Origin of the sequence: Kineococcus aridisoli, assembly GCF_050871885.1 — a bacterium.
GTDB lineage: Bacteria > Actinomycetota > Actinomycetes > Actinomycetales > Kineococcaceae > Kineococcus.
In genome coordinates this window covers 23,924-44,406 of the sequence record NZ_JBJLSF010000034.1, presented here as the reverse complement: position 1 = coordinate 44,406, position 20,483 = coordinate 23,924, and the positions used below count along the sequence as shown (strand labels likewise).

Here is a 20,483-nt window from a genome sequence, read left to right as displayed (position 1 = left end):
GGACCACACGGTCCGGGCCTTCGTCGTCCCCCCTCCTGCCCTCCGCGGTCTCCGCGCCCAGGCCGCCCGGCCGAGCCCGCACCGCTTGCGGGGGAAACGATTTGCATCAGCCACGGGGACGACGTAACGTTGCGCCCACGACGCGGGGTGGAGCAGCTCGGTAGCTCGCTGGGCTCATAACCCAGAGGTCGCAGGTTCAAATCCTGTCCCCGCTACCAGTCGAGAAGGGCCCGGACCACACGGTCCGGGCCTTTCTCGTCCCCGCCCTCCCGCCCTCGCCCGACCCCCTACCGCGGAGTGACGCGGGAGGGCTCCGCCGGGGGACGACGCGGTCCCCGTCCCTGCGCTGGACTGTCCCCACGCGCAGCGCAGGGGGAGGTGGTCGCGGTGGACGTGCTGACGGGCTGGCTGACGGGCTGGCTGACGGGCTGGGCGGGCTCCGGGACGCCCTACGCCGTCCTGGCCCCCGCCCTGGTGCTGGAGGGGCCCGTCGCGACCTTCGTCGGCGGCACCCTCGTCGGCGCCGGGCACGCGGCCCTGCTGCTGGTGTGGCTGCTCGCCTTCGGCACCGACGTGGTGCTCGACAGCGCGCTGTTCGCGCTGGGCCGCTGCGCCCGCCGGGCCGGGCGCCACCCGCGTGCCGCCGCGGCCGCCGCGCGGCTGGGGCTCTCGGCGCACCGGCGCGAGCGGCTGGCCCGCCGCGCCGGCGAGCGGCTGGGCACCCTCGTCGCGACGGCCAAGCTCGTCGACGTCGGTGCGGTCCCCGCGTTCCTGGCCGCCGGCTCCTCGGGGGTGGCCTACTCCCGCTTCCTCGGCTGGACCGCCCTGCTGACCTCGCTGCGGGTCAGCGTCCTCGTCGGCCTCGGCGTGCTCGCCGGCGGGCAGCTGGCCTCCCGCGCCGAGGGGCTGCTGGAGCGGCCCTGGCTGGTCGCCGCCGCGGGGCTGGCCCTCGCGGTGCTGCTGCTGGGGCTGCGCAGGCTCGCAGGCGCGCTGGTGCGCCGCTGGAGAGGAGGAAGCCGTGCTCCGTCGTCGTCCGCTCGAGCGGTCCATGCGCCGGCGCCCGCGCCGTCCGCGTCCTGACCCGGCACCGGGTGCCCGCGCGGCGGGCGCCCGGCGCCCGCGGCGGGGGCTGGGCCGCGGGGTGCGGGGTGCGGGGCGGGTCGTGCGCGCCTTCGCGGGCTCCCCGTGGGCCCTGGTGCTGCTGGCCGCCGTCTGCTTCAGCGTCGTCGCCCCCGTCACCGCGGGCGTCTACGGGGTGCCCCCGGGCACGGCGATGGCGGCGGCGCTGCTGCAGTGCTCCGCCCTGGTCCTCGCGCTCTTCCGCCCGTCCGTCGCGGTCGTCTCCGCCGTCACCGGTGTCGTGGTGGCCGCCGTGGCGGCCGAGCCCACCAGCGGCCCGTGGCCGTGGATGCCGCAGACGATCGTCGTGTTCTCCCTGCTGCTGGCCCTGCTGGGCGTGCGCCGGCAGTGGCGGCTGGGCATCGCGGCGTGGGCGAGCAGCATGCTGCTGACGGTGTTCCTGGCGGGGGTGCAGACGGGCTTCTCCGAGGACGCCTGCAACGACCTCGTCGTCCACGGTTCCAACTCGGCGCTGCTGCTGGCCGCCGGCAGCCTCGTCGGCGCCCGGCGGCGGGTGCGCGAGGAGCTGGCCCTCAGCCGCCGCCACGTGCAGGCCGAGTCCGAGCGCCGCGTCGTCGTCGAGGAGCGCAACCGCATCGCCCGCGAGCTGCACGACGTCGTCGCGCACAGCATGTCCGTCATCGGCGTGCAGGCCACGACCGCGCAGTACCGGCTGGGCGAGCTGGACCCGCGCGTGCGGGCGGAGTTCGACGACATCGCCGCGCAGGCCCGCACGGCCCTGGCGGAGATGCGGACCCTGCTGGGGGTGCTGCGCGGCTCCGGCGAGGACGCCGACCGCGCCCCGCAGCCGGGGCTGGAGGGGCTGGACGGCCTCGCTGAGGGCGCCCGGCGCGCCGGCTCGCGGGTGCACCTGCACGTGGACCCGCCGCTGCGCAGCGCGGCCCTGCCGCCGTCGGTGGGCCTGGTCGTGCACCGCATCGTGCAGGAGGGCCTGGCCAACGTCGTGCGGCACGCCACCGGCGCCGACGTGCGGGTGAGCGTGCTGCGCGCCGACCCGGGCATCGTGCTGGAGGTGCGCAACGGACCCCCGCCGCAGGGGGCGGGCGGGGTCGCCGACTCCGGCGGGCACGGCCTCGTCGGCGTGCGCGAGCGCGCGACGCTGCTGCGCGGGTCGGTGAGCAGCGGGCCGCTGGAGGACGGCGGGTTCCTGTTGCGCGCGCTGCTGCCGTGGGAGGGTGCAGCGTGACCGCGCTGCACCCGGAGCACCCCGCCCAGCACCGCCCCGGCCACCACCCCGTGCGCGCCGTCGTCGTCGACGACCAGGCCATGATCCGCGCCGGCTTCTCCGCGCTGCTGTCCGCCCAGGGCGACCTGGAGGTCGTCGGGCAGGCCGCCGACGGCGCCCAGGCCGTCGAGGTGGTGACGGCCACCCGCCCGGACGTCGTCCTCATGGACGTGCGGATGCCCGTCGTCGACGGGCTGGAGGCGACGCGGCGCATCACCGCGGCCGGTCTCGACCCGGCGCCGAAGGTGCTGGTGCTGACGACCTTCGACATCGACGACTACGTCTTCGAGGCGCTGCAGGCCGGTGCCAGCGGCTTCCTGCTCAAGGACGCCACCCCGGAGGCGCTCGTGGACGCCGTGCGCTCGGTGGCCGCCGGGGACGCGCTGCTGGCCCCCGGCGTCACCCGCCGCCTCATCGAGCACTTCGTGGCCACCCGCCGCGCGGCCGCGCAGGTGCCGGCGGCGGTCGCCGAGCTCACCCCGCGCGAGCGGGAGGTCCTGGTGTGCATCGCGCGGGGGCTGTCCAACGCCGAGATCGCCGCCGAGCTCGTCATCGCCGAGCAGACCACCAAGACGCACGTCAGCCGCATCCTCACCAAGCTGGGGCTGCGCGACCGCGTCCAGGCCGTCGTGCTCGGCTACGAGATCGGGCTGGTGGCGCCGGGCGGGCGCTGAGGCGCAGCGCCCGCCCGAGCACCCGCCCGGTGCCCGCTCAGCCGCGCAGCAGCGGCTCGACGAGCGAGCGCAGCAGCGCCGGCCCGTCCAGGGTCAGCACCGACTCGGGGTGGAACTGGATGCCCGCCACCCCCGGCCCGCGCACGGCGACGACCTCGTCGGCGGGACCGGTGGCCACCTGGACGCCCTGCGCGGCCAGCCGCTGCAGCGCCGCGTCGTCGGCGCGGGCGGTGAAGGAGTTGTAGAAGCCGACGGTGGCGCGGGTGCCGAACAGGTCGACCGCCAGCTGGGTCCCCTGGTGGGGGGCGTCCTTGCGGCGCAGCGGCAGCCCCAGCCTCCCGGCCAGCAGCTGGTGGCCCAGGCAGACGCCCAGCAGCGGGTTGCCGCCGGCGAGGGCGGCCTGCGCCAGCTGCGCCGCGAGCGCCTGCAGGCGGGCGATGCGGGGGTCGGAGGCGTCCTCGGGGTCGCCCGGGCCGGGACCCAGCAGGACCAGGCCCGTGTGCGCGTCCAGCGCCGCGTCCAGCCCGGGGTCGTCGTAGCGCAGCACCCGGGCGCGCAGCCCGGCCGAGGCCAGCAGGTGCACGAGCATCGAGGTGAAGGTGTCCTCGGCGTCCACGACGAGCGCCTCGCCCAGCGGTGCGCCCTGCGCCGGCGCCTGCGGTTCCAGCCAGAAGGAGGCCAGCCGGTCGCGGCGGGAGGCCAGCAGGGTCGCGATGCGCGGGTCCGCGGCCAGCGGCACCCGGCGCGCGGGAGCCCCGTCGGGCCCGGTGGCGCCCGGGCGCGGCGGCAGCGGCGGCAGCGCCCCCAGGGCGCGCAGCACGCCGGCGGACTTCGCGTGCGTCTCGGCGACCTCCCCCTCGGGGGAGGAGCCGCGCACCAGCGTGGCGCCGACGGAGACGCGCACCCGTGCGGCGCCGTCGCCCGCGCCGCCGCCCTCGCCGGCGCCTCCGGTGCGGATGTCGGCGGTGCGGATGAGGATGGGGGAGTCCAGCGTCTGCGCGCCCTCGCCGTCGCGGCCCAGCAGCGCCAGCGCCCCCGCGTAGTAGCCGCGCCCGGACGGCTCGAAGCGCTTGATGACCCGGCAGGCGCTCTGCAGCGGGCTGCCCGTGACCGTCGCGGCGAACATCGTCTGGCGCAGCACGTCGCGCGCGTCGAGGGTGGACTGCCCGCGCAGCTCGAACTCGGTGTGGGCGAGGTTGGCCATCTCCCGCAGGTACGGCCCGTGCACCACGCCGCCGAGGTCGCCGACGGAGCACATCATCTTCAGCTCCTCGTCGACGACCATGAACAGCTCCTCGACCTCCTTGGGGTCGGTGAGGAACTCCACGAGGCCGTCGGCGTCCGGGCCGCCGGCGGGGTAGCGGTACGTGCCGGAGATGGGGTTCATGACGACCTGCCCGCGCGCCATCCGCACGTGCACCTCGGGGCTGGCGCCCACGAGGGTGCGCGAGGAGCCGTCCTCGCCCGGCACGTGGACGACGAAGGTCCAGTAGGCGCCGTGCTCGGCGACCAGCAGGCGGCGGAACAGGCTCAGCGCGGTGGTCGGGCTGAAGCCGTCGATCACCCCGTCGACGTCGCGGCGGATGACGAAGTTGGCCCCGGTGCCCTGGGCGATCTCGTCGGCGACGATGCGGCGCACGACGTCGGCGTACGCGGCGTCGTCGAGGTCGGGGGCCACGTCGCGCAGCGGCACCTCGGCGTCCGGCAGCAGCCGCAGCGCCTCCTCCAGCGGCAGGTCGACGGCCGAGTCGACGCGCAGCACCTGCAGCGGGGTGCCGTCGTCGTGCACCTCGAAGCCGCGTTCGCGCAGCTGGCGGAACGGCACGAGCGCCAGCGCGTCGCGCGCGGCCGCCGCGCCGGGCGCACCCGTCGGCAGCGGGACGTCGGCCAGGTGCTCGACCGTCGTCACCGGGCCGCGCAGCACCTCGACGGGCCCGGGGACGCCGGTGCGCGGGTCGAGGCGGCGCAGCAGCGCGAAGGCGCCGGCGCCGGGCGCCTGCAGGTCGGCGATCAGGGTGTCGGGGTTCACGGGGATCTCCTCGAGGGGCTGGGGGAGCCGTCCGTCGAGGGCGTCCACGGGTGCGGCCTCCTCGACGAGGCGGCCACCGGGACACGAGAGCGTCAGGCGACCGCCGACACCCACCACCACGCGCCGCTGCAGCGCACGGCGGCGCTGCGGGCGGGAGCCCCCGGGGCGGGGACAGCGGTGGTCACGGCGCCACCATAGCCCGCACCCCGGTGGCGGAGGCAACAGCGGTCCGCAGGCAATAGCGTTCCGCTCGTGACCAGTGAGCAGCAGGCAGCGCAGTCCGCGAGCGCGCCCACGATCTTCGTCCTCTACGGCGCCTCGGGAGACCTCTCGCGCCGACTCGTCCTGCCGAGCTTCTTCGAGCTGGCCCGCCTGGGCCGGCTGCCGCAGCAGTGGCGCCTGGTGGGCAGCGGCCGCGGGGAGATGTCGCACGAGGAGTTCCGCGGCCACGTGCGCGAGGCGCTGGAGGAGTTCGGCCCGCAGCCCTCCGAGGGGCCCTGGGACGACTTCGCCGACCACCTGCTCTTCGCCGGCGGCGGCTTCGACGACGGCGACCCCGGTCGGCTGCCCGACGTGCTCGCGCAGGCGCGCGAGGAGCTGGACGGCGACGCGCGGCTCGTGCACTACCTCGCGGTGCCGCCGGGGGCGTTCCTGTCGATGACGAAGGGCTTCGAGCGCCACGGCCTCGTCGAGGGCGCCACCGTCGTCTACGAGAAGCCCTACGGCACCTCGCTGGCCAGCTTCGAGGAGCTCGACGCGCAGGTGCAGCGGGTCTTCGACGAGTCGCAGGTGTTCCGCATCGACCACTTCCTGGCCTTCGAGGCGATGCAGGACGTCATCCACGCGCGCTTCGCGAACCCGTGGCTGGCCGGGGTGTGGAACCGCGAGCACGTCGCGCAGGTGCAGATCGACATCGCCGAGACGCTCGACGTCGCCCAGCGCGCCTCGTTCTACGACGCGACCGGCGCCTTCCTCGACATGATCGTCACGCACCTGTTCCAGATGGCCGCCACGGTCGCGATGGAACCGCCCGCCGACCTCGGGCCGGGGTCCCTGCAGGCCGCGCGGGACGCTGCGCTGCAGGACTTCCGCGAGCTCGACCCGGACGAGGTCGTCCTCGGGCAGTTCGAGGGCTACCGCGACATCGACGGCGTGCCGGACGACTCGCAGACCGACACCCTGGCCGCCGCGCGGCTGTGGATCGACAACGACCGCTGGCGCGGCGTGCCGTTCCTGCTGCGCTCGGGCAAGAAGATGACCGCCGACGAGCAGCGCATCACGCTGGTCCTGCGCGAGGTCGCCGACGGCCCGTACGCGGGAGCGGGCGTGCGACCGGCGACGATCAGCTTCTCGCTGCTGGAGGGCGGGGCCGTCGACGTCGCGATGACCGTGCGCAGGCCCGGCGTCGAGGGCGGTCTGGCCCAGGGCACCGCGAGCCTGCCGCTGGGCGAGCTCGACGGGGCCACGCCGGCACCGCCGTACGCGCACCTCATCGAGCACGTGCTCACCGGCGACCGCTCGCTGTTCACCGGTGTCGAGGGCCTGCGCGCGGCCTGGACGTGCATCGAGCGGTTCTCCGCCGACCGGCCGCAGGTGCAGCCGTACGCGCCGGGCACCTGGGGGCCGCAGGCAGCCGACGCCCTCGCCGAGCCGGGGCAGTGGTTCCTGCGCTGACACCCGCGACGGCGCCCGGCGTGCTGGTGCGCCGCGCGCTGGACGGTGACGCCGGGGAGGTGCTCACCGTCCAGCGCGCCGCCTTCGTGGCGGAGGCGCAGCGCTACGGCGACCCGCTGCTGCCGCCGCTGGTGGAGGACCTCGCCGGGGTGCGCGCCGCGATCGCCGACCCCGCCCGCGTCGTGCTCGTCGCGGTGCGCGGGAGCCGTCTCGTGGGGTCGGTGCGCCTGCGCGTCGACGGTGCGCGCGGGCACGTCGGCCGGCTGGCCGTCGCCCCCGACCAGCAGCGCGCGGGCATCGGCGGCGCGCTGCTGCGGGCGGTGGAAGAGGTTGCGCCGCAGCGGGTGGGGGAGAGGTCAGGCGGCGAGGACGAGGCCCGCGACGGGGCGCACGAGGACCCGGCCGACGACGCCGAAGCGGCCGGCGTGCAGGGCCCGCAGCACCGCCTGCGGGGGGCAGCACCGCGAGAGCACGATCCCGGAGAGCACCGCCGAGACGGCCGAGCAGACGATCACCGAGGGCTGGCCGGTGGCCACGCCGTAGACCGTCCACAGCACCGCGGACACCTGGGTGAGCACGAACGAGGCGGGCGCCAGCCCGGCCAGCGACTCGCGGCCGAAGACCGTGCGCACCTGCGGCAGCATCCGCACCAGCGAGACGACGGTGGCGACCACGCCGACGAGCTCGGCGCCGCCCAGCACGTGGGCGCCGACCACGACGGGCGTCCAGGCGAGCGTCGCGACGAGCGCCGAGGACAGCCGCGCGCCCAGGCGGTGGGCGGCCAGCACCACGGTCAGGACGGCGCACACGATCCCGGGCACGTTGGCCACGAGCTGGGCGGGGTCCATGAGCAGCAGGCCGTAGGTGAGCCAGGTGCCGCACCCCAGCATGCCCAGCACGGCGGAGGAGTACGACAGGCCGCTGGCGTCGGGGCTGCGCAGCAGGCGGACGATCTGGGGGACGCCGGTGACGATGCCGATGCCGGCGGCGAGCAGGCCGATGGAAGAGATCAAGGTTGCGATGGGCACGTGCCTGTCCATCGACCCGGGCGGCACCCGTCCTTGAGGCGGGGGCACCCCCCGAACGGGTGAGAGCTGGATCACACCCGCGGGGGAGCGGGGGTCAGTGCGCGGAGCCGTCGACCTCGGCGCCGTCGAACGCGGTGCGCGGCGACCGGTCCCGCGCGCCCTCCTGGCGGGGCAGGCGCACCTGGCGGGTGTCGGTCAGGCGCACCTGCGGCAGCGCCCCCGGGTGCTCGCGGCGCAGCAGGCCGACGAGCTCCTCGCGCACCGCGCAGCGCAGGTCGAACAGCTCCCCGCCGGAGTTCGCGCTCACCAGCACCCGGAACGAGACGAAGGAGTTCCTCGCGTCGGTCACCTGCAGCGCGAACGTCCTGCCGTTCCAGAGCGGGTGCTCGCCCACGAAGCGCTCGGCGTGCGCGCGCAGCCGGTCCACGGGGACGGTCCAGTCCACGTCGAAGTCGACCGATCCGGTGACGTCGGCGGAGTTGCGCGTCCAGTTCTCGAACGGCGTGGAGGTGAAGTACGTCGAGGGCAGGATGAGCCGGCGCTGGTCCCACAACCGCACGACGACGTAGGTGAGGGTGATGTCCTCGATGTTGCCCCACTCCTCCTCGACGACGACCACGTCGTCGACGCGGATGCCGTCGGTGAAGGCGATCTGCAGCCCCGCGAACACGTTCGCCAGCGACGTCTGCGCGGCCAGGCCGGCGACGACGGACAGCAGCCCGGCGGAGGCCAGCACGCTGGTGCCGACACCGCGCGCACCGGGGATCGTCAGCAGCATCGAGGCGGCCGCCACGACGACGACGAGCGCGACGACCACGCGCTTGACCAGCTGCACCTGGGTGCGGCGCTGGCGCGCGCGCCGGTTGTCCTGCACGTCGATGCGGTAGCGCAGCAGCACCACGTCCTGCACCACGTTGGCGGCCACGACGGCCAGCCAGGCGCCGAAGGCGACGCCGAGCAGGCCCAGCACGGTCAGCGTCGGCGAGCGCCAGCCCGCCGGGTCGGTGGTGACGCCGAGGGCGGCGCGCGCGGCCAGCGTGGCCAGGAACCCCGCCAGCGGCCGCCGGCCGCGCTGGGCCAGCGTGGACAGGACCCGGTGGTGGCGGCCGAGGCGGCGCACGCCGAGGGCGACGGCCTCCCCGACGAGGGCGGCGAGGGCGGCGGCGGCGAGCGCCACCGCCACGGTGAACCAGGCGCTGTGGCTGAGGTCGAACACGGTGCGGGCAGCTCCTCGGGGATCGAGCACGGGACGTCGACGTCCTCCGGACCCGCGCCACGCTAGGTCAGCCCCGCCCGCGCGTCAGGCCGGCAGCGCCCGCCGGGGGCCGTTCCACACGCACTGCCCACCGCCGTCACAGCACGCGCACGCGCCCTGACCGGGAAGGCCCCGGGGTGGGGGAGCGGTCAGCCGGGCAGCCAGCCGACCCTGCCCACCAGCGCGGCGTACCCGACGAAGGCGACGACGTCGATGGCGGTGTGCGCGACGACGAGCGGCGCCGCGCGGCCCCAGCGCTGGTACACCCACCCAAACACCAGGCCCATGGCCACGTTGCCGACGAACCCGCCCAGCCCCTGGTACAGGTGGTAGGACCCGCGCAGCACGGCGCTCACCAGCAGCGCGGGCCACCAGCGCCAGCCCAGCTGCGCCAGCCGGTGCAGCAGGTAGCCGGCGACGAGGACCTCTTCCAGGACGCCGTTCGCGGCGGCGTTGAGCACCGCCACGGGGACCGTCCACCACGCTCCCGACAGCGTCGACGCCTGCACCTGGGTGTTCGCGCCGACGGCGACGGAGCCCAGGTACAGGAAGATGCCGCAGCCGCCGATCGCCGCGGCCAGCCCCAGCCCGGCCAGCACGTCGCGGCCCGGGCGCGAGCGGTCGACGCCCAGGGTGCGCAGCGACTGCCCGCCGCGGGCCATCAGGTAGCCGACGAGCAGGACGGGGGCCAGCAGCTCCACGATCCGCACCAGCTGGAAGGCCAGGTCCAGCCAGGGCCGGTCGGGGGCGTAGCTGCCCAGCACCGTCGACGTCTGGGCGGCCAGCGACCGGCCGGAGGTGAGCCTGCCGACGAAGGTGACCAGCGCGCTGAGACCGCTCAGGCCCAGCGAGACGGCGAAGACCGCCACGACCTCCCAGACGAGCAGCCGGCGCCCGCGCGCGTCCAGCGGCGCGGGCGCCGGCTGCTCAGGACGCAGGCGCACCCAGGTGCTCCAGGACGGCCTCGTGCAGCAGCCCGTTGGTGACGACGGCGTTGCCGCCGTGCGGGCCGTCCACCCCGGCGCGGGAGGTGAAGCGCCCGCCGGCCTCGACGACGATCGGCACCAGCGCGGCCATGTCGTGCAGCGCCAGCTCCGGCTCGGCGGCGACGTCGACCGCGCCCTCGGCCAGCAGCATGTACGACCAGAAGTCGCCGAAGCCGCGGGTGCGCCACACCGTGCGCGCCAGGGCGAGGAAGCCGTCCAGGGAGCCGGTCTGCTCCCAGCCGTCCAGGGAGGAGTAGGAGAACGAGGCGCTCGCCAGGTCGGAGACGCCGCTGACCGAGATGCGGCTGGCCGAGGCCAGGCTGCGGCCGGTCCACGCGCCCGAGCCCGTCGCCGCCCACCAGCGCCGGCCCAGCGCCGGTGCCGAGACCAGGCCGACCACCGGCTCGCCGTCGTCGAGCAGCGCGATGAGCGTGGCCCACACCGGCACGCCCCGCACGAAGTTTTTCGTCCCGTCGATGGGGTCCACGACCCACTGCCGCGCCCCGTGGCCGACGAGGCCGTACTCCTCGCCGAGCACCGCGTCGCGGGGGCGGGTGCGCCTGAGCTGGGAGCGGATGAGCTCCTCGGCCGTGCGGTCGGCGTCGCTGACCGGGGTGAGGTCCGGCTTGGTCTCCACGGTGAGGTCCTGGGCGCGGAAGCGGTCCGTCGTCACCCCGTCGACCTGGTCGGCGATGACGTGCGCCAGCCGCAGGTCGTCGTCGTAGCGGGGACGGGCGCTCGGAGCGGGGGTCTGCGGCGTCGGCACCCGGCGAACCTACCGCCCGGCACCGGCGCCCCCGCCGGACCGGGACCTGCGACCCGTCCAGCCGGCACCCAGGCGCGTCGACGATGCTGGGAGCACGCCGGCGCACCGCAGCCGGACGGACCGCACGGAGGACGCACGCATGGCCGGGACCACGCAGCAGGCGCACGGCACGCCCGAGGACGGCTTCGAGGACGGCCTCGACGACGGCCTCGACGACGGCCTCGACGACGGCCTCGACGACGGCCTCGACGACGGCCTCGACGACGGCCTCGACGACGGGTACGAGGCGGAGGACGGCGAGCGGCACCTGTCGGCGCTGCCGGTCCCGCCGCGCCGGCGCGGGCTGCTGCTCGTCGTCGGCGGCGTCCTCGGCTTCGTCGCGGCCTTCACGCTGACCGTCGAGCGCATCCAGCTGCTGCTGGACCCCTCCTACGTGCCCAGCTGCAGCATCAACCCCGTCCTCAGCTGCGGCAGCGTCATGGTCACCGAGCAGGCGCGCGTCTTCGGCTTCCCCAACCCGCTCATCGGCATCGCGGCCTTCGCCGTCTCGCTGACCCTGGGGCTGCTGCTGGTCTCCGGCACCCGGCTGCCGCGCTGGGTCGAGCGCGGGTACCTGCTGGGCATCACCCTGGGGATGGTCTTCGTCGGGTGGCTCGTCGCGCAGAGCCTGTACTCCATCCACGCCCTGTGCCCGTACTGCATGGTCGTGTGGGCCGTGGTCGTGCCGACGTTCTGGACCAGCCTGGCCGACGCCCTGGACCGCGGGCTGCTGCCGGTGCCCCGGCCGCTGCGCGGCCCGGCCCGCGCGGTCGTCGAGTTCCGGCTGCTGCTGGTCGTGCTGACGTTCGCGGCGGTCGTGGCGATGGCGGGCGTGCAGTTCTGGAGCTACTGGAGCACCCTGCTCTGAGCCGGCGGGCGGGGCCTCAGCGCTCCTCGGGGACCTGGTCCTCGCGCGCGGGCCGCCGGGCCGCCAGCAGGCGGCGGAACGAGGCCAGCCGCGCCGGTCCGGCGGCTCCGGCGCGCCCCTGCTCCACCCACGCGTCGAGCGCGCAGTCCGCCTCGTCGTGGGTGCAGCCGCGCGGGCAGCCCGCCTCCCCCGGCACGAGGTCGGGGAAGGCGCGCAGCACGGCCTCCGGGTCGACGTGGGCCAGGCCGAAGGAGCGGATGCCGGGGGTGTCCACGACCCAGCCGCCGCCGGGCAGGGCGAGCGCCGCCATCGAGGTGGAGGTGTGCCGGCCGCGCCCGGTGACCGCGTTGACGTGCCCGGTGGCGCGCCCGGCCGCTGGCACCAGCGCGTTGACCAGCGTCGACTTGCCGACCCCGGAGTGCCCGACGAGCACGCTGGTGCGCCCGGCCAGCCGCTCGCGCACGGCCTCCAGCCCCAGCAGGCCCTCGGGCCCGCGGGAGGTCACCACCGCGTCCAGGCCCAGCGGCGCCCACGTCCGCAGGACCTCCTGCGCCGGGCGCAGGTCGCCCTTGGTCAGGCACAGCAGCGGCTGCATGCCCGCCACGTACGCGGCGACCAGGCAGCGGTCGACCAGCCGCGAGCGCGGTTCGGGGTCGGCGACGGCGGTGACCACGACGAGCTGGTCGGCGTTGGCCACCACGACCCGCTCGATCGGGTCGGTGTCGTCGGCGGTGCGGCGCAGCGCGGTGCGGCGCTCGTCGATGCGCACGATGCGCGCCAGCGTGTCCGGCGTGCCGGAGACGTCCCCGACGAGGCCGACGCGGTCGCCCACGACGACGCCCTGGCGGCCCAGCTCGCGCGCGCGCATCGCGACGACGGTGCGCTCGTCCCCGGTGCCCTCGCCGACCAGGCAGTGCGAGCGGCCCCGGTCGACCGCGACGACGAAGGCGTCGACGGCGTCGGCGTGCGCCGGACGCTCCTTGGTGCGCGGGCGCGAGCCGCGGGGGTTGGGCCGGACCCGGACGTCGTCCTCGTCCCAGCGGCGCGCGGAGCCCCCGCGCGCGGGCCGCGGGCTCAGCTCCCCGCTCCGGCGAGCATCCCCGCCCACATGCCGGGGAAGTCGGGCAGCGTCTTGCGGGTGGTCTCGACGTCCTCGACGAGCACCCCCTCGACCTTCAGGCCCAGCACGGCCCCCGCCGTGGCCATCCGGTGGTCGGCGTAGGTGCGGAAGACCCCGCCGTGCAGCGGCCGCGGGTGCACCAGCAGGCCGTCGGCGGTCTCCTCGGCGCGCCCGCCCAGGGCGTTGACCTCGGTGACGAGCGCCTTGAGCCGGTCGGTCTCGTGCCCGCGCAGGTGCGCGATGCCGCGCAGCCGGCTGGGGGAGGAGGCGAGCGCGGCCAGCGCGGTGATGACGGGGGCCAGCTCGCCGGCCTCGTGCAGGTCCAGGTCGACGCCGTACAGCTCGCCGGTCCCCTCCACGAGCAGCCCCTCGCGGTCGAGGGTGACGTCGGCGCCCATGGAGTCGAGCACGTCGCGCAGCAGGTCGCCGGCCTGCGTCGTCGACTGCGGCCAGCCGGGCACCCGCACCCGCCCGCCGGCGACCGCGGCGGCCGCCAGGAACGGGCCGGCGTTGGACAGGTCCGGCTCGACCTGCACGTCGAGGGCGTTGACCTCGCCGGGCTCCACCGCCCAGCGCCCGGGGACGGTGTCGTCGACGACGACGCCGGCGTCGCGCAGCACCTCCACGGTCATCTGCACGTGCGGCAGGCTCGGGATCGGCGGCCCCTCGTGGACGACCTCCAGGCCGGCGCGGGTGCGGGCGCCCACCAGCAGCAGCGCCGAGACGAACTGGCTGGAGGCCGAGGCGTCGATGCGCACCGACCCGCCCGCCAGCCCGCCGGCCGGGCCCTGGACGCTGAAGGGCAGCAGGCCGCGGCCGCCGTCCTCGACGACGGCCCCGAGCTGGCGCAGCGCGTCGAGCACGGCACCCATGGGGCGCTCGCGGGCGCGCTCGTCGCCGTCGAAGCGCACCGGGTCGGCGGCCAGGGCGGCGACCGGCGGCAGGAAGCGCATGACGGTCCCGGCGAGGCCGCAGTCGATGCTCGAGCCGCCGGTGACCGGCCCGGGGCGCACCACCCAGTCGTGCGCGCCGACGCCCTCGGCGCCCTCGGCGCCCTCGGTGATGCCCGCGCCCAGCCGGCGCAGCGCGTCGGCCATGAGCAGGGTGTCGCGCGAGCGCAGCGGCTCGCGCAGCAACGAGGGCCGCTCGGCCAGCGCCGCCACCACGAGGTAGCGGTTGGTCAGCGACTTCGAGCCGGGCACGACCACCACGGCCTCCAGCGGACCGCGCGCCGTCGGCGCCGGCCACAGCCGCGGCTCGTCGGTGGGCGCGCCCGGTCCTGAGGGGGGGACGGGCTCGGTGCGCGGATCGCTCGTCGGGGTCACCGGAGCATCCTCCCAGCCCCGTGCGCCGGCGCGGTGCCGCGGACGGCTCAGCCCAGCTTGGCGGCCGCCAGCTGCACGTCCTTGCGCCCGCTCTCGGCCACGTGCACGGCCTCGCGGGCGGCGAGCTTGGCCAGCCGCTTGGCGTCGCGGCCGGCGCGCTTGCCGCGCCACAGCGCCCCGGGCTTGCCGGCGGTGTCCACGGCGCCCAGCAGCGCGCCGCCGAGCAGGCCGAGGTCGGTGAGGAAGTCCTCCAGGACCTCTGCGCGCACGCTCTTGTCCTTCTCCGTCCAGAAGGGGTGGTTGACGTAGGCGCTGGGCGCGGCGGTCGCCGCGAGCACCGTCGCCGACAGCCGCGGCGCGCGGCCCAGGGCGTACAGGACGCCGGCCGCGGCCATCGCGGCGCCGTTGAGGCGCACCAGCAGGACCGGGTCGTCGGGCAGGTGCAGGGGACCGGCCACGCGGTGCACGAGGGGTTCGGCGGACGGGGCCAGGTCGCCGGCGTGCCGGACCTGGTCGATGCCGGTCTTGATGAAGATCGCCGCGAGCATCGGGCGGGCCACTCGTCGCACCAGAGTCATGGGAGTTGCCTACCGCACGCCGCACGCCGCCGCACACGCGGGGCGGCCGTGCGCGGACCGCCCCGCGGCGCGCGGCGGCGCGTGTCGCAGGGGGCTGCCAAGGTGGTCCCATGTGCGGTCGCTACGCCCTGCGGCGAGACGTCGACGACCTCGTCGAGGAGTTCGAGGTCGACGACAACACCATCGGCGACGGCTCGCAGGGGGTGACGCTGTCGACGAACGTCGCGCCGACGACCACCCCGCCGGTCGTGCTGGAGCGCTTCCCCAAGGACGTCCCCGACGCCCCGCCCGTGCGCTCGCTGCGCGCCCTGCGCTGGGGCCTGGTGCCCAGCTGGTCCAAGGACGCCTCGGGCGGGGCGCGGATGGTCAACGCCCGCGTCGAGTCGCTGCTGGACAAGCCGTCCTTCGCCCGGGCCGCGCTGGCCCGGCGCTGCCTGGTGCCGGTGGACGCCTGGTACGAGTGGCAGAGCCCCGCCGGGCACGGCGACGGCGGGAAGGGCGCCGGGCGCAAGCAGCCGTTCGCGGTGGGCGCCGCCGACGGCTCGCCGCTGTCGCTGGCGGGCGTCTACGAGTTCTGGAAGGACGCCTCCAAGCCGGCGGAGGACCCCTCGCGCTGGCTGGTGAGCTTCGCCGTGGTGACCACGGCCGCCGAACCGGGGCTGGACCGCCTGCACGAGCGGATGCCGCTGGTCGTGCCCCGGGAGCTGCGCGACGCGTGGCTGGACCCGTCCCTGGACGAGGCCGAGGACGTGCGGGCGCTCATCGGCGCCGTCCCGCGCGACCTCTTCCTCGGCGGCGCGCTGGAGGCCCACCCCGTCTCGCGCGAGGTCGGCGACGTGCGCAACCACCGCCCCGACCTGCTGGAGCCGGTGCCGCCGTCGGAGCTGGAGGGCGTGGTGGACCTGCGCACCGGGGAGCTGCTGGGGGCCTGAGGCCCGCCCGGCGGGACGGGGCGGGACGGGGCGGGACGACGGCGCGCGGCGGAATGGCGACCGCCGCGGTGGCGTTCTGGTGGTCATGCTCCTGGCTCACGCACCCGGTGCGGGCACCGAGTCGCGACGCGCGGCGGCCGCCCGCCGCTCCGTCGGACCGCCCGGTCGCCGCGACGACCGCAGGACCCCGCGCGGACGCGCTGCGAGCGCCGACCCCGCGCAGGGCCTAGGCTCGATCCCGATGACCGAACAGACGCAGCGGGCCCCCTCCGAGGAGAGCGCCGACGAACGCGCAGCGCGCTTCGAGCGCGACGCCCTGCCGTTCCTCGACCAGCTCTACTCGGCGGCCCTGCGCATGACGCGCAACCCCTCCGACGCGGAGGACCTCGTCCAGGACGCCTTCGCCAAGGCCTACGCCGCGTTCCACCAGTACGCCCCGGGGACGAACCTCAAGGCGTGGCTGTACCGGATCCTGACGAACACGTACATCAACACGTACCGCAAGAAGCAGCGCGAACCCCAGCAGTCGCACTCGGACGAGATCGAGGACTGGCAGCTGGCGCGAGCCGAGTCGCACTCCTCGCAGGGGCTGCGCTCGGCCGAGACCGAGGCGCTGGACCACCTGCCGGACTCCGACGTCAAGCGGGCGCTGCAGCAGGTGCCGGAGGACTTCCGGATGGCGGTGTACCTCGCGGACGTCGAGGGCTTCGCCTACAAGGAGATCGCCGAGATCATGGGCACCCCCATCGGGACGGTCATGTCCCGCCTGCACCGGGGGCGCCGGCAGCTGCGCGAGCTCCTGCGCGACTACGCCGTCGACCGCGGCGTGTCCGGTGCCGTGCGCGAGACGGAGGGGGCGTCGTGAGCGGGTCCGACGAGCAGTGCCGCGAGGTGCTCGAGCGCGCGTTCGAGTACCTGGACGGCGAGATGGCGGAGCTGGACTGCGCCAAGCTGCAGGCGCACCTGGAGGAGTGCGTCAGCTGCCTGGCGCAGCTGGCCGAGGACGAGAAGCTCAAGCGGGCCATCCGCGAGGGCTGCCCCTGCGAGTCGGCGCCCGAGCAGCTGCGCGCGCGCATCCTCGTGCAGATCACCGAGGTCAGCGTCAGCACGAGCTGACCCGCGCACCGCTGAGCGCGCCCCCTGGCGGCCGCGACGACGAAGGCCCCGGACCAGCCTGGTCCGGGGCCTTCGTCGTCGTGCGCTCCTGGTGCGCGCTCAGGCGTTGGGGCGCTTGCCGTGGTTGGCGGCGTTGCCCTTGCGCGAACGGCGCTTGCGGCCTCGCTTGCTCATGGCTGCTCCTGTCTGCTCGTGCGGTGCCCTCGGCGCTCGCGCTCCGGGCCGTGCTCGCCGTCCATGCTCCCACGGGGTGAGGGGTGCTCAAGGTCGAGGGGACGCACCCCGATGCCGCAGGGGTGACGATCACCGACGGTGGCCAGCTGCGGGGACACGAGCCGGCGCAGGGGCCCGGCCCGGTGGCCGGGGGGCGCCGCGCGGCCCCCGCCGAGCCGCTCATCACCCCGTACCTGCGCGCGCTCGTCGACCTGCGCGGCTCCGACCTGCACTGCAAGGCGGGCTCGCCGCCGCGCATCCGCATCGACGGGCGGCTGCGCTCGCTGCAGGCGCCGGCGCTGACCGCGGAGGACACCGAGCGCATGCTCGCGGAGATCGTGCGCCCCGACCTCGTCGAGGAGTTCGCCCGCACCCACGAGGCCGACTTCGCCTACAGCCTGCCCGGGGGCGCCGGGCGCTTCCGCGTCAACGCCTTCCGCCAGCGCGGTTCGGTGGGCATGGTCCTGCGCCGCGTCGCCGCGCAGGCGGTGCCGCTGGCCGGCCTCGGCGTGCCGCCGGTCATCGAGGCGCTGGCGCTGGAGCACCGCGGCCTGCTGCTGGTCACCGGTCCCACCGGCTCGGGCAAGACGACCACGCTGGCCGGGATGATCGACCACATCAACACGGTGCGCGAGTCCCACATCGTGACGATCGAGGACCCCATCGAGGTCCTGCACACCGACAACCGCTCGATGATCAGCCAGCGCGAGGTGCGGCTGGACACCGCCGACTTCACGACCGCCCTGCGCGCGGCGATGCGCCAGGACCCCGACGTCATCCTCGTCGGCGAGATGCGCGACCAGGAGACGGTGAAGGCGGCGCTGTCGGCGGCCGAGACGGGCCACTTCGTGATGTCGACGCTGCACACCATCGACGCCGCGGAGACGATCTCGCGCATCATCGACTTCTTCCCCCCGCACGAGCAGAAGCAGGTCCGGCTCGCGCTGGCCGGCTCGCTGCGCGGCATCGTCTGCCAGCGCCTGGTGCCCCGCGCCGACGGCCAGGGCCGGTGCGTGGTCATGGAGGTCTGCGTCAACACCGGCCGGGTCGCCGACGCCATCGCCGACCCGGACAAGACCAACCACATCACCGACCTCATCCGCGAGGGCGGCTACTACCAGATGCAGACCTTCGACCAGCACCTCGTGGCGCTGGTGCGCGACGGGGTCGTGACGCTGGAGGACGCCCAGCAGGCGGCCTCCAGCCCGCACGACCTGGCCGTGGAGCTGCGGCGGCTCGGCCTGGTGGCCTGAGCCCCGCCCGGCGCCGGGCCGCCGGCGCCCGGCGGGCGCGGGGACCGGGCTCGGGCGCGACCCGCTCAGCGCCGCAGCTGCGCGTGCCCGTCCGCGGGCACGTCGGGGCGACCGTCGGGGCGGGGGAAGTCGATGAAGGCCTCCCTGCTCCAGCCGCCCGAGGCGCGGGTGTCGGCGCCGAAGAACCAGGTCAGCGGGCCCAGCAGCGGCGGCACGACGAGGACGATGAGCCAGAACCAGTCGGTGAGTTCCACGCCTCCAGCGTGCCCACCGCGAGGCCGGCCGCCGAGTGGCAGTCCTGCCGATGTCCATCGACATCCTGCCAACCCCACCGGGCGCTGGCAGACTGCTCGCGTGCACACCCTGCGCTCGGTCGCCGTGGTCGTCGGGGAGGCCTTCTCCGCCTTCGAGTTCGCCATCCCCTGCGAGGTCTTCGGCATCGACCGCACCGAGGACGGCGTGCCCGCCTTCGACTTCGCGGTCTGCGCGCCCGGCGGCCTGCCGGTGCGCTCGGCGCAGGGCTTCGTCCTGACGCCCGAGCACGGGCTGGAGCGCGTCGACGAGGCCGACCTCGTCGTCGTGGGGCCCTCGCAGGGCCTGCGTGGTCCCGGCGCGGACGTCCTGGTGCCGCACCTGGACGCCGCGCTGGCCCGCGGCGCCACCGTCGCGAGCCTGTGCAGCGGCGCCTTCACCCTGGCCCGCGGCGGCTACCTCGACGGTCGGCGCGCCACCACGCACCACCGGTACGCCGCCCAGCTGGCCCGCGAGTTCCCCGCGGTCCAGGTCGTGCCCGACGTGCTCTACGTGCAGGACGGGCCCATCGCCACCAGCGCCGGCACCGCCGCGGGCATCGACCTGTGCCTGCACCTGGTGCGCCAGGTGCACGGCACCGCCGTCGCCACCGCCGTCGCCCGCCGCATGGTGGTGCCCCCGCACCGCGACGGCGGGCAGGCGCAGTACGTGGAGGCGCCGGTGCGCCCGTGCGCCGACGAGTCCCTGCAGCGCGCCCTGACCTGGGCCGCGGCGCACCTCGACGAGGACGTCGACATCGCCGGCTGGGCACGCGCTGCCGCCATGTCGCCGCGCACCTTCGCGCGCCGCTTCCGCGCCGAGACGGGCGTGACCCCGCACCGGTGGCTGCTGGAGCAGCGCGTCGCCGCCGCCCGGCTGCTGCTGGAGGAGGGCGACGAGAGCGTCGACGAGGTGGCCCGCCGCTGCGGCTTCGGCTCGGCGGCGACGCTGCGCCAGCACTTCCTGCGCCTGGTGGGCACCACGCCGACGAGCTACCGCCGCGCGTACCGGGGCGCCCGGGCACCGCGAGCGGTGCGGCTGGTGCCGGCCGGCGCGTGAGCTCCTCCGACCTGCGACGCGCCCTCCGCGACAGCCCCCGCGTGCGCTGGCTGCGCTCCCTCTTCGGCGACGTGCGCACCCGGCTGGCCGGCCACGACCTCTTCCTCGTCTCCGCGGGGGTGACCTTCTACGCCGCCGTCGCGCTCGTGCCCTCGCTCGTGGTGGCCGTGCGCCTGCTGGCGCTGCTCGTGGGGCGCGAGCGGGTCGTCGCCCTCGGCGAGGCCGTCGGCAGCGCCCTGCCCTCGGCGCAGGGCGCGGGGACCGTCGTGCACGACCTCGTCGCCGCCGCCACCGAGGTCAGCTGGCCGGCCGTCCTCGTCGCGCTGGTGCCCGCCACCGTCTACGGGGAGGGGCTGCGGCGCGGGTTCGCCCGCGTCAGCGTGCGCGCCCCGGCGTCGCCGCCGCCGGCCGTGCGCGGGCGCACCGGGGCGTGGAAGGTGCGCCTGCGCGCCCTGCCGCTGCTGCTGCTGGCGCCGGTGGGCTTCCTGGCGGTGCTGGAGGTCGCGCCCTACCTGGCCCGCGCCTTCGGCAGCGGTGAGGTGACCGAGTCGGCGCTGGCCGTCTACGTCGCGCTCAACGTCGACTGGCTCGTCGTGAGCCCGGTGCTCGTCTACGTCTACCGGCTGCTGGGACCGGTGCGCCCGGGCTGGAAGGCGGCGCTGTGGGGCGGCTACGCCACCGGCGCCTTCGTCTCCGGCTTCCTGCAGGGCTTCGTGCTCTTCCTGGCGATCCCCGTCGACCTCGGCGCGCCCTTCGGCGGCTTCACCCAGGTCGGCGGTGCCGTCGCCGTGTGCCTGTGGCTGTGGGTGTTCACCGCGCTGACGGTCTACGGCTACGCCGTCACCCTGGAGCTGCAGCGCCGGTTCGTCCCCTCCCGCCACCAGCGCGTCAGCCCCTGACCCCCGTCAGTGC

At 76.0% G+C, this 20,483-nt stretch carries 21 protein-coding genes, 1 tRNA gene and 1 pseudogene; 13 read left to right on the top strand and 10 right to left on the bottom strand.

What is annotated here, in order from left to right:
* Window positions 1-141: 141 nt before the first annotated feature.
* The 4 genes from ACRYM2_RS11440 to ACRYM2_RS11425 all read left to right on the top strand — a co-directional run bounded on the left by ACRYM2_RS11440 (window position 142) and on the right by ACRYM2_RS11425 (window position 3,039).
* Window positions 142-218 (top strand) — tRNA-Met (locus tag ACRYM2_RS11440).
* A gap of 169 nt (window positions 219-387) precedes the next feature.
* Window positions 388-1,080 (top strand): hypothetical protein, encoded by a 693-nt coding sequence (locus ACRYM2_RS11435; protein ID WP_432522443.1) that lies wholly within the window; start codon window positions 388-390, stop codon window positions 1,078-1,080.
* Between the two features lie 82 nt (window positions 1,081-1,162).
* Window positions 1,163-2,326 (top strand): sensor histidine kinase, encoded by a 1,164-nt coding sequence (locus ACRYM2_RS11430; protein ID WP_432522441.1) that lies wholly within the window; start codon window positions 1,163-1,165, stop codon window positions 2,324-2,326.
* A gap of 5 nt (window positions 2,327-2,331) precedes the next feature.
* Window positions 2,332-3,039, top strand: a complete 708-nt coding sequence (locus ACRYM2_RS11425; protein ID WP_432522451.1) for a response regulator — start codon at window positions 2,332-2,334, stop codon at window positions 3,037-3,039.
* Between the two features lie 37 nt (window positions 3,040-3,076).
* Here the strand turns inward: ACRYM2_RS11425 and ACRYM2_RS11420 are convergent, their stop codons facing one another.
* Entirely contained in the window at window positions 3,077-5,074 is a 1,998-nt protein-coding gene (locus tag ACRYM2_RS11420) for an anthranilate synthase family protein (RefSeq protein ID WP_432522449.1), read from the bottom strand.
* A gap of 246 nt (window positions 5,075-5,320) precedes the next feature.
* On the opposite strand from ACRYM2_RS11420, the gene ACRYM2_RS11415 reads away from it, so the two are divergent.
* A complete protein-coding gene (locus ACRYM2_RS11415; protein WP_432522439.1) occupies window positions 5,321-6,742 on the top strand; it encodes a glucose-6-phosphate dehydrogenase in 1,422 nt (473 codons plus the stop codon).
* Window positions 6,743-6,762: 20 nt separating this feature from the next.
* A pseudogene (locus tag ACRYM2_RS11410) lies at window positions 6,763-7,089 on the top strand (GNAT family N-acetyltransferase); the annotation flags it as partial.
* A 9-nt stretch (window positions 7,090-7,098) separates the two neighbouring features.
* Here ACRYM2_RS11410 and ACRYM2_RS11405 read toward each other — a convergent pair.
* The 4 genes from ACRYM2_RS11405 to hisN form a co-directional block, all read right to left on the bottom strand.
* A complete protein-coding gene (locus ACRYM2_RS11405) occupies window positions 7,099-7,770 on the bottom strand; it encodes a SemiSWEET family transporter (protein WP_432522437.1) in 672 nt (223 codons plus the stop codon).
* 94 nt (window positions 7,771-7,864) lie between these two features.
* A complete protein-coding gene (locus tag ACRYM2_RS11400) occupies window positions 7,865-8,986 on the bottom strand; it encodes a mechanosensitive ion channel family protein (protein WP_432522435.1) in 1,122 nt (373 codons plus the stop codon).
* A 188-nt stretch (window positions 8,987-9,174) separates the two neighbouring features.
* Window positions 9,175-9,969: a CPBP family intramembrane glutamic endopeptidase gene (locus ACRYM2_RS11395; RefSeq protein ID WP_432522433.1), complete on the bottom strand. Its 795-nt coding sequence runs from the start codon at window positions 9,967-9,969 to the stop codon at window positions 9,175-9,177.
* Window positions 9,953-10,777, bottom strand: a complete 825-nt coding sequence (gene hisN, locus ACRYM2_RS11390; protein ID WP_432522431.1) for a histidinol-phosphatase — start codon at window positions 10,775-10,777, stop codon at window positions 9,953-9,955. The genes ACRYM2_RS11395 and hisN overlap by 17 nt, the downstream gene beginning before the upstream one ends.
* Window positions 10,778-10,916: 139 nt before the next feature.
* Between hisN and ACRYM2_RS11385 the strand changes: the two genes are divergently transcribed.
* A complete protein-coding gene (locus ACRYM2_RS11385) occupies window positions 10,917-11,684 on the top strand; it encodes a vitamin K epoxide reductase family protein (protein ID WP_432522429.1) in 768 nt (255 codons plus the stop codon).
* A gap of 16 nt (window positions 11,685-11,700) precedes the next feature.
* On the opposite strand, the gene rsgA is transcribed toward ACRYM2_RS11385, so the two are convergent.
* The 3 genes from rsgA to ACRYM2_RS11370 are packed head-to-tail and all read right to left on the bottom strand — an operon-like array spanning window position 11,701 to window position 14,707.
* Window positions 11,701-12,792 (bottom strand): ribosome small subunit-dependent GTPase A, encoded by a 1,092-nt coding sequence (gene rsgA, locus ACRYM2_RS11380; protein ID WP_432522427.1) that lies wholly within the window; start codon window positions 12,790-12,792, stop codon window positions 11,701-11,703.
* Window positions 12,759-14,129, bottom strand: a complete 1,371-nt coding sequence (aroA, locus tag ACRYM2_RS11375) for a 3-phosphoshikimate 1-carboxyvinyltransferase (protein ID WP_432522425.1) — start codon at window positions 14,127-14,129, stop codon at window positions 12,759-12,761. Before aroA ends, rsgA begins: the two co-directional genes overlap by 34 nt.
* 47 nt (window positions 14,130-14,176) lie before the next feature.
* Window positions 14,177-14,707: a DoxX family protein gene (locus ACRYM2_RS11370; RefSeq protein WP_432522423.1), complete on the bottom strand. Its 531-nt coding sequence runs from the start codon at window positions 14,705-14,707 to the stop codon at window positions 14,177-14,179.
* A gap of 110 nt (window positions 14,708-14,817) precedes the next feature.
* On the opposite strand from ACRYM2_RS11370, the gene ACRYM2_RS11365 reads away from it, so the two are divergent.
* From ACRYM2_RS11365 to rsrA, 3 genes are all read left to right on the top strand, one after another.
* Window positions 14,818-15,639 (top strand): SOS response-associated peptidase, encoded by an 822-nt coding sequence (locus tag ACRYM2_RS11365; protein WP_432522421.1) that lies wholly within the window; start codon window positions 14,818-14,820, stop codon window positions 15,637-15,639.
* An 85-nt stretch (window positions 15,640-15,724) separates the two neighbouring features.
* Entirely contained in the window at window positions 15,725-16,504 is a 780-nt protein-coding gene (locus ACRYM2_RS11360; RefSeq protein WP_432522447.1) for a sigma-70 family RNA polymerase sigma factor, read from the top strand.
* On the top strand, window positions 16,501-16,755 hold the full coding sequence (gene rsrA, locus ACRYM2_RS11355; protein WP_432522419.1) for a mycothiol system anti-sigma-R factor: 255 nt from the start codon (window positions 16,501-16,503) through the stop codon (window positions 16,753-16,755). Before ACRYM2_RS11360 ends, rsrA begins: the two co-directional genes overlap by 4 nt.
* Before the next feature lie 99 nt (window positions 16,756-16,854).
* Here the strand turns inward: rsrA and ACRYM2_RS11350 are convergent, their stop codons facing one another.
* Complete coding sequence (locus tag ACRYM2_RS11350) at window positions 16,855-16,929, bottom strand: 50S ribosomal protein bL37 (RefSeq protein WP_099052597.1); 75 nt, start codon at window positions 16,927-16,929, stop codon at window positions 16,855-16,857.
* A gap of 182 nt (window positions 16,930-17,111) precedes the next feature.
* Between ACRYM2_RS11350 and ACRYM2_RS11345 the strand changes: the two genes are divergently transcribed.
* Window positions 17,112-18,221 (top strand): type IV pilus twitching motility protein PilT, encoded by a 1,110-nt coding sequence (locus ACRYM2_RS11345; protein WP_432522445.1) that lies wholly within the window; start codon window positions 17,112-17,114, stop codon window positions 18,219-18,221.
* A 65-nt stretch (window positions 18,222-18,286) separates the two neighbouring features.
* On the opposite strand, the gene ACRYM2_RS11340 is transcribed toward ACRYM2_RS11345, so the two are convergent.
* Complete coding sequence (locus ACRYM2_RS11340; protein ID WP_432522417.1) at window positions 18,287-18,475, bottom strand: hypothetical protein; 189 nt, start codon at window positions 18,473-18,475, stop codon at window positions 18,287-18,289.
* A 100-nt stretch (window positions 18,476-18,575) separates the two neighbouring features.
* Here ACRYM2_RS11340 and ACRYM2_RS11335 point away from each other — a divergent pair, with 100 nt between their 5' ends.
* Window positions 18,576-19,571, top strand: a complete 996-nt coding sequence (locus ACRYM2_RS11335; protein WP_432522415.1) for a GlxA family transcriptional regulator — start codon at window positions 18,576-18,578, stop codon at window positions 19,569-19,571.
* Window positions 19,568-20,470 (top strand): YihY/virulence factor BrkB family protein, encoded by a 903-nt coding sequence (locus tag ACRYM2_RS11330; RefSeq protein WP_432522413.1) that lies wholly within the window; start codon window positions 19,568-19,570, stop codon window positions 20,468-20,470. The genes ACRYM2_RS11335 and ACRYM2_RS11330 overlap by 4 nt, the downstream gene beginning before the upstream one ends.
* Window positions 20,471-20,483: the final 13 nt, after the last annotated feature.

Coding starts and splice junctions, on each gene's coding strand:
- ACRYM2_RS11385 (WP_432522429.1), top strand. CDS start 10,917: ATGGCCGGGACCACGCAGCAGGCGCACGGCACGCCCGAGGACGGCTTC.
- ACRYM2_RS11370 (WP_432522423.1), bottom strand. CDS start 14,707: ATGACTCTGGTGCGACGAGTGGCCCGCCCGATGCTCGCGGCGATCTTC.
- ACRYM2_RS11365 (WP_432522421.1), top strand. CDS start 14,818: ATGTGCGGTCGCTACGCCCTGCGGCGAGACGTCGACGACCTCGTCGAG.
- ACRYM2_RS11360 (WP_432522447.1), top strand. CDS start 15,725: ATGCTCCTGGCTCACGCACCCGGTGCGGGCACCGAGTCGCGACGCGCG.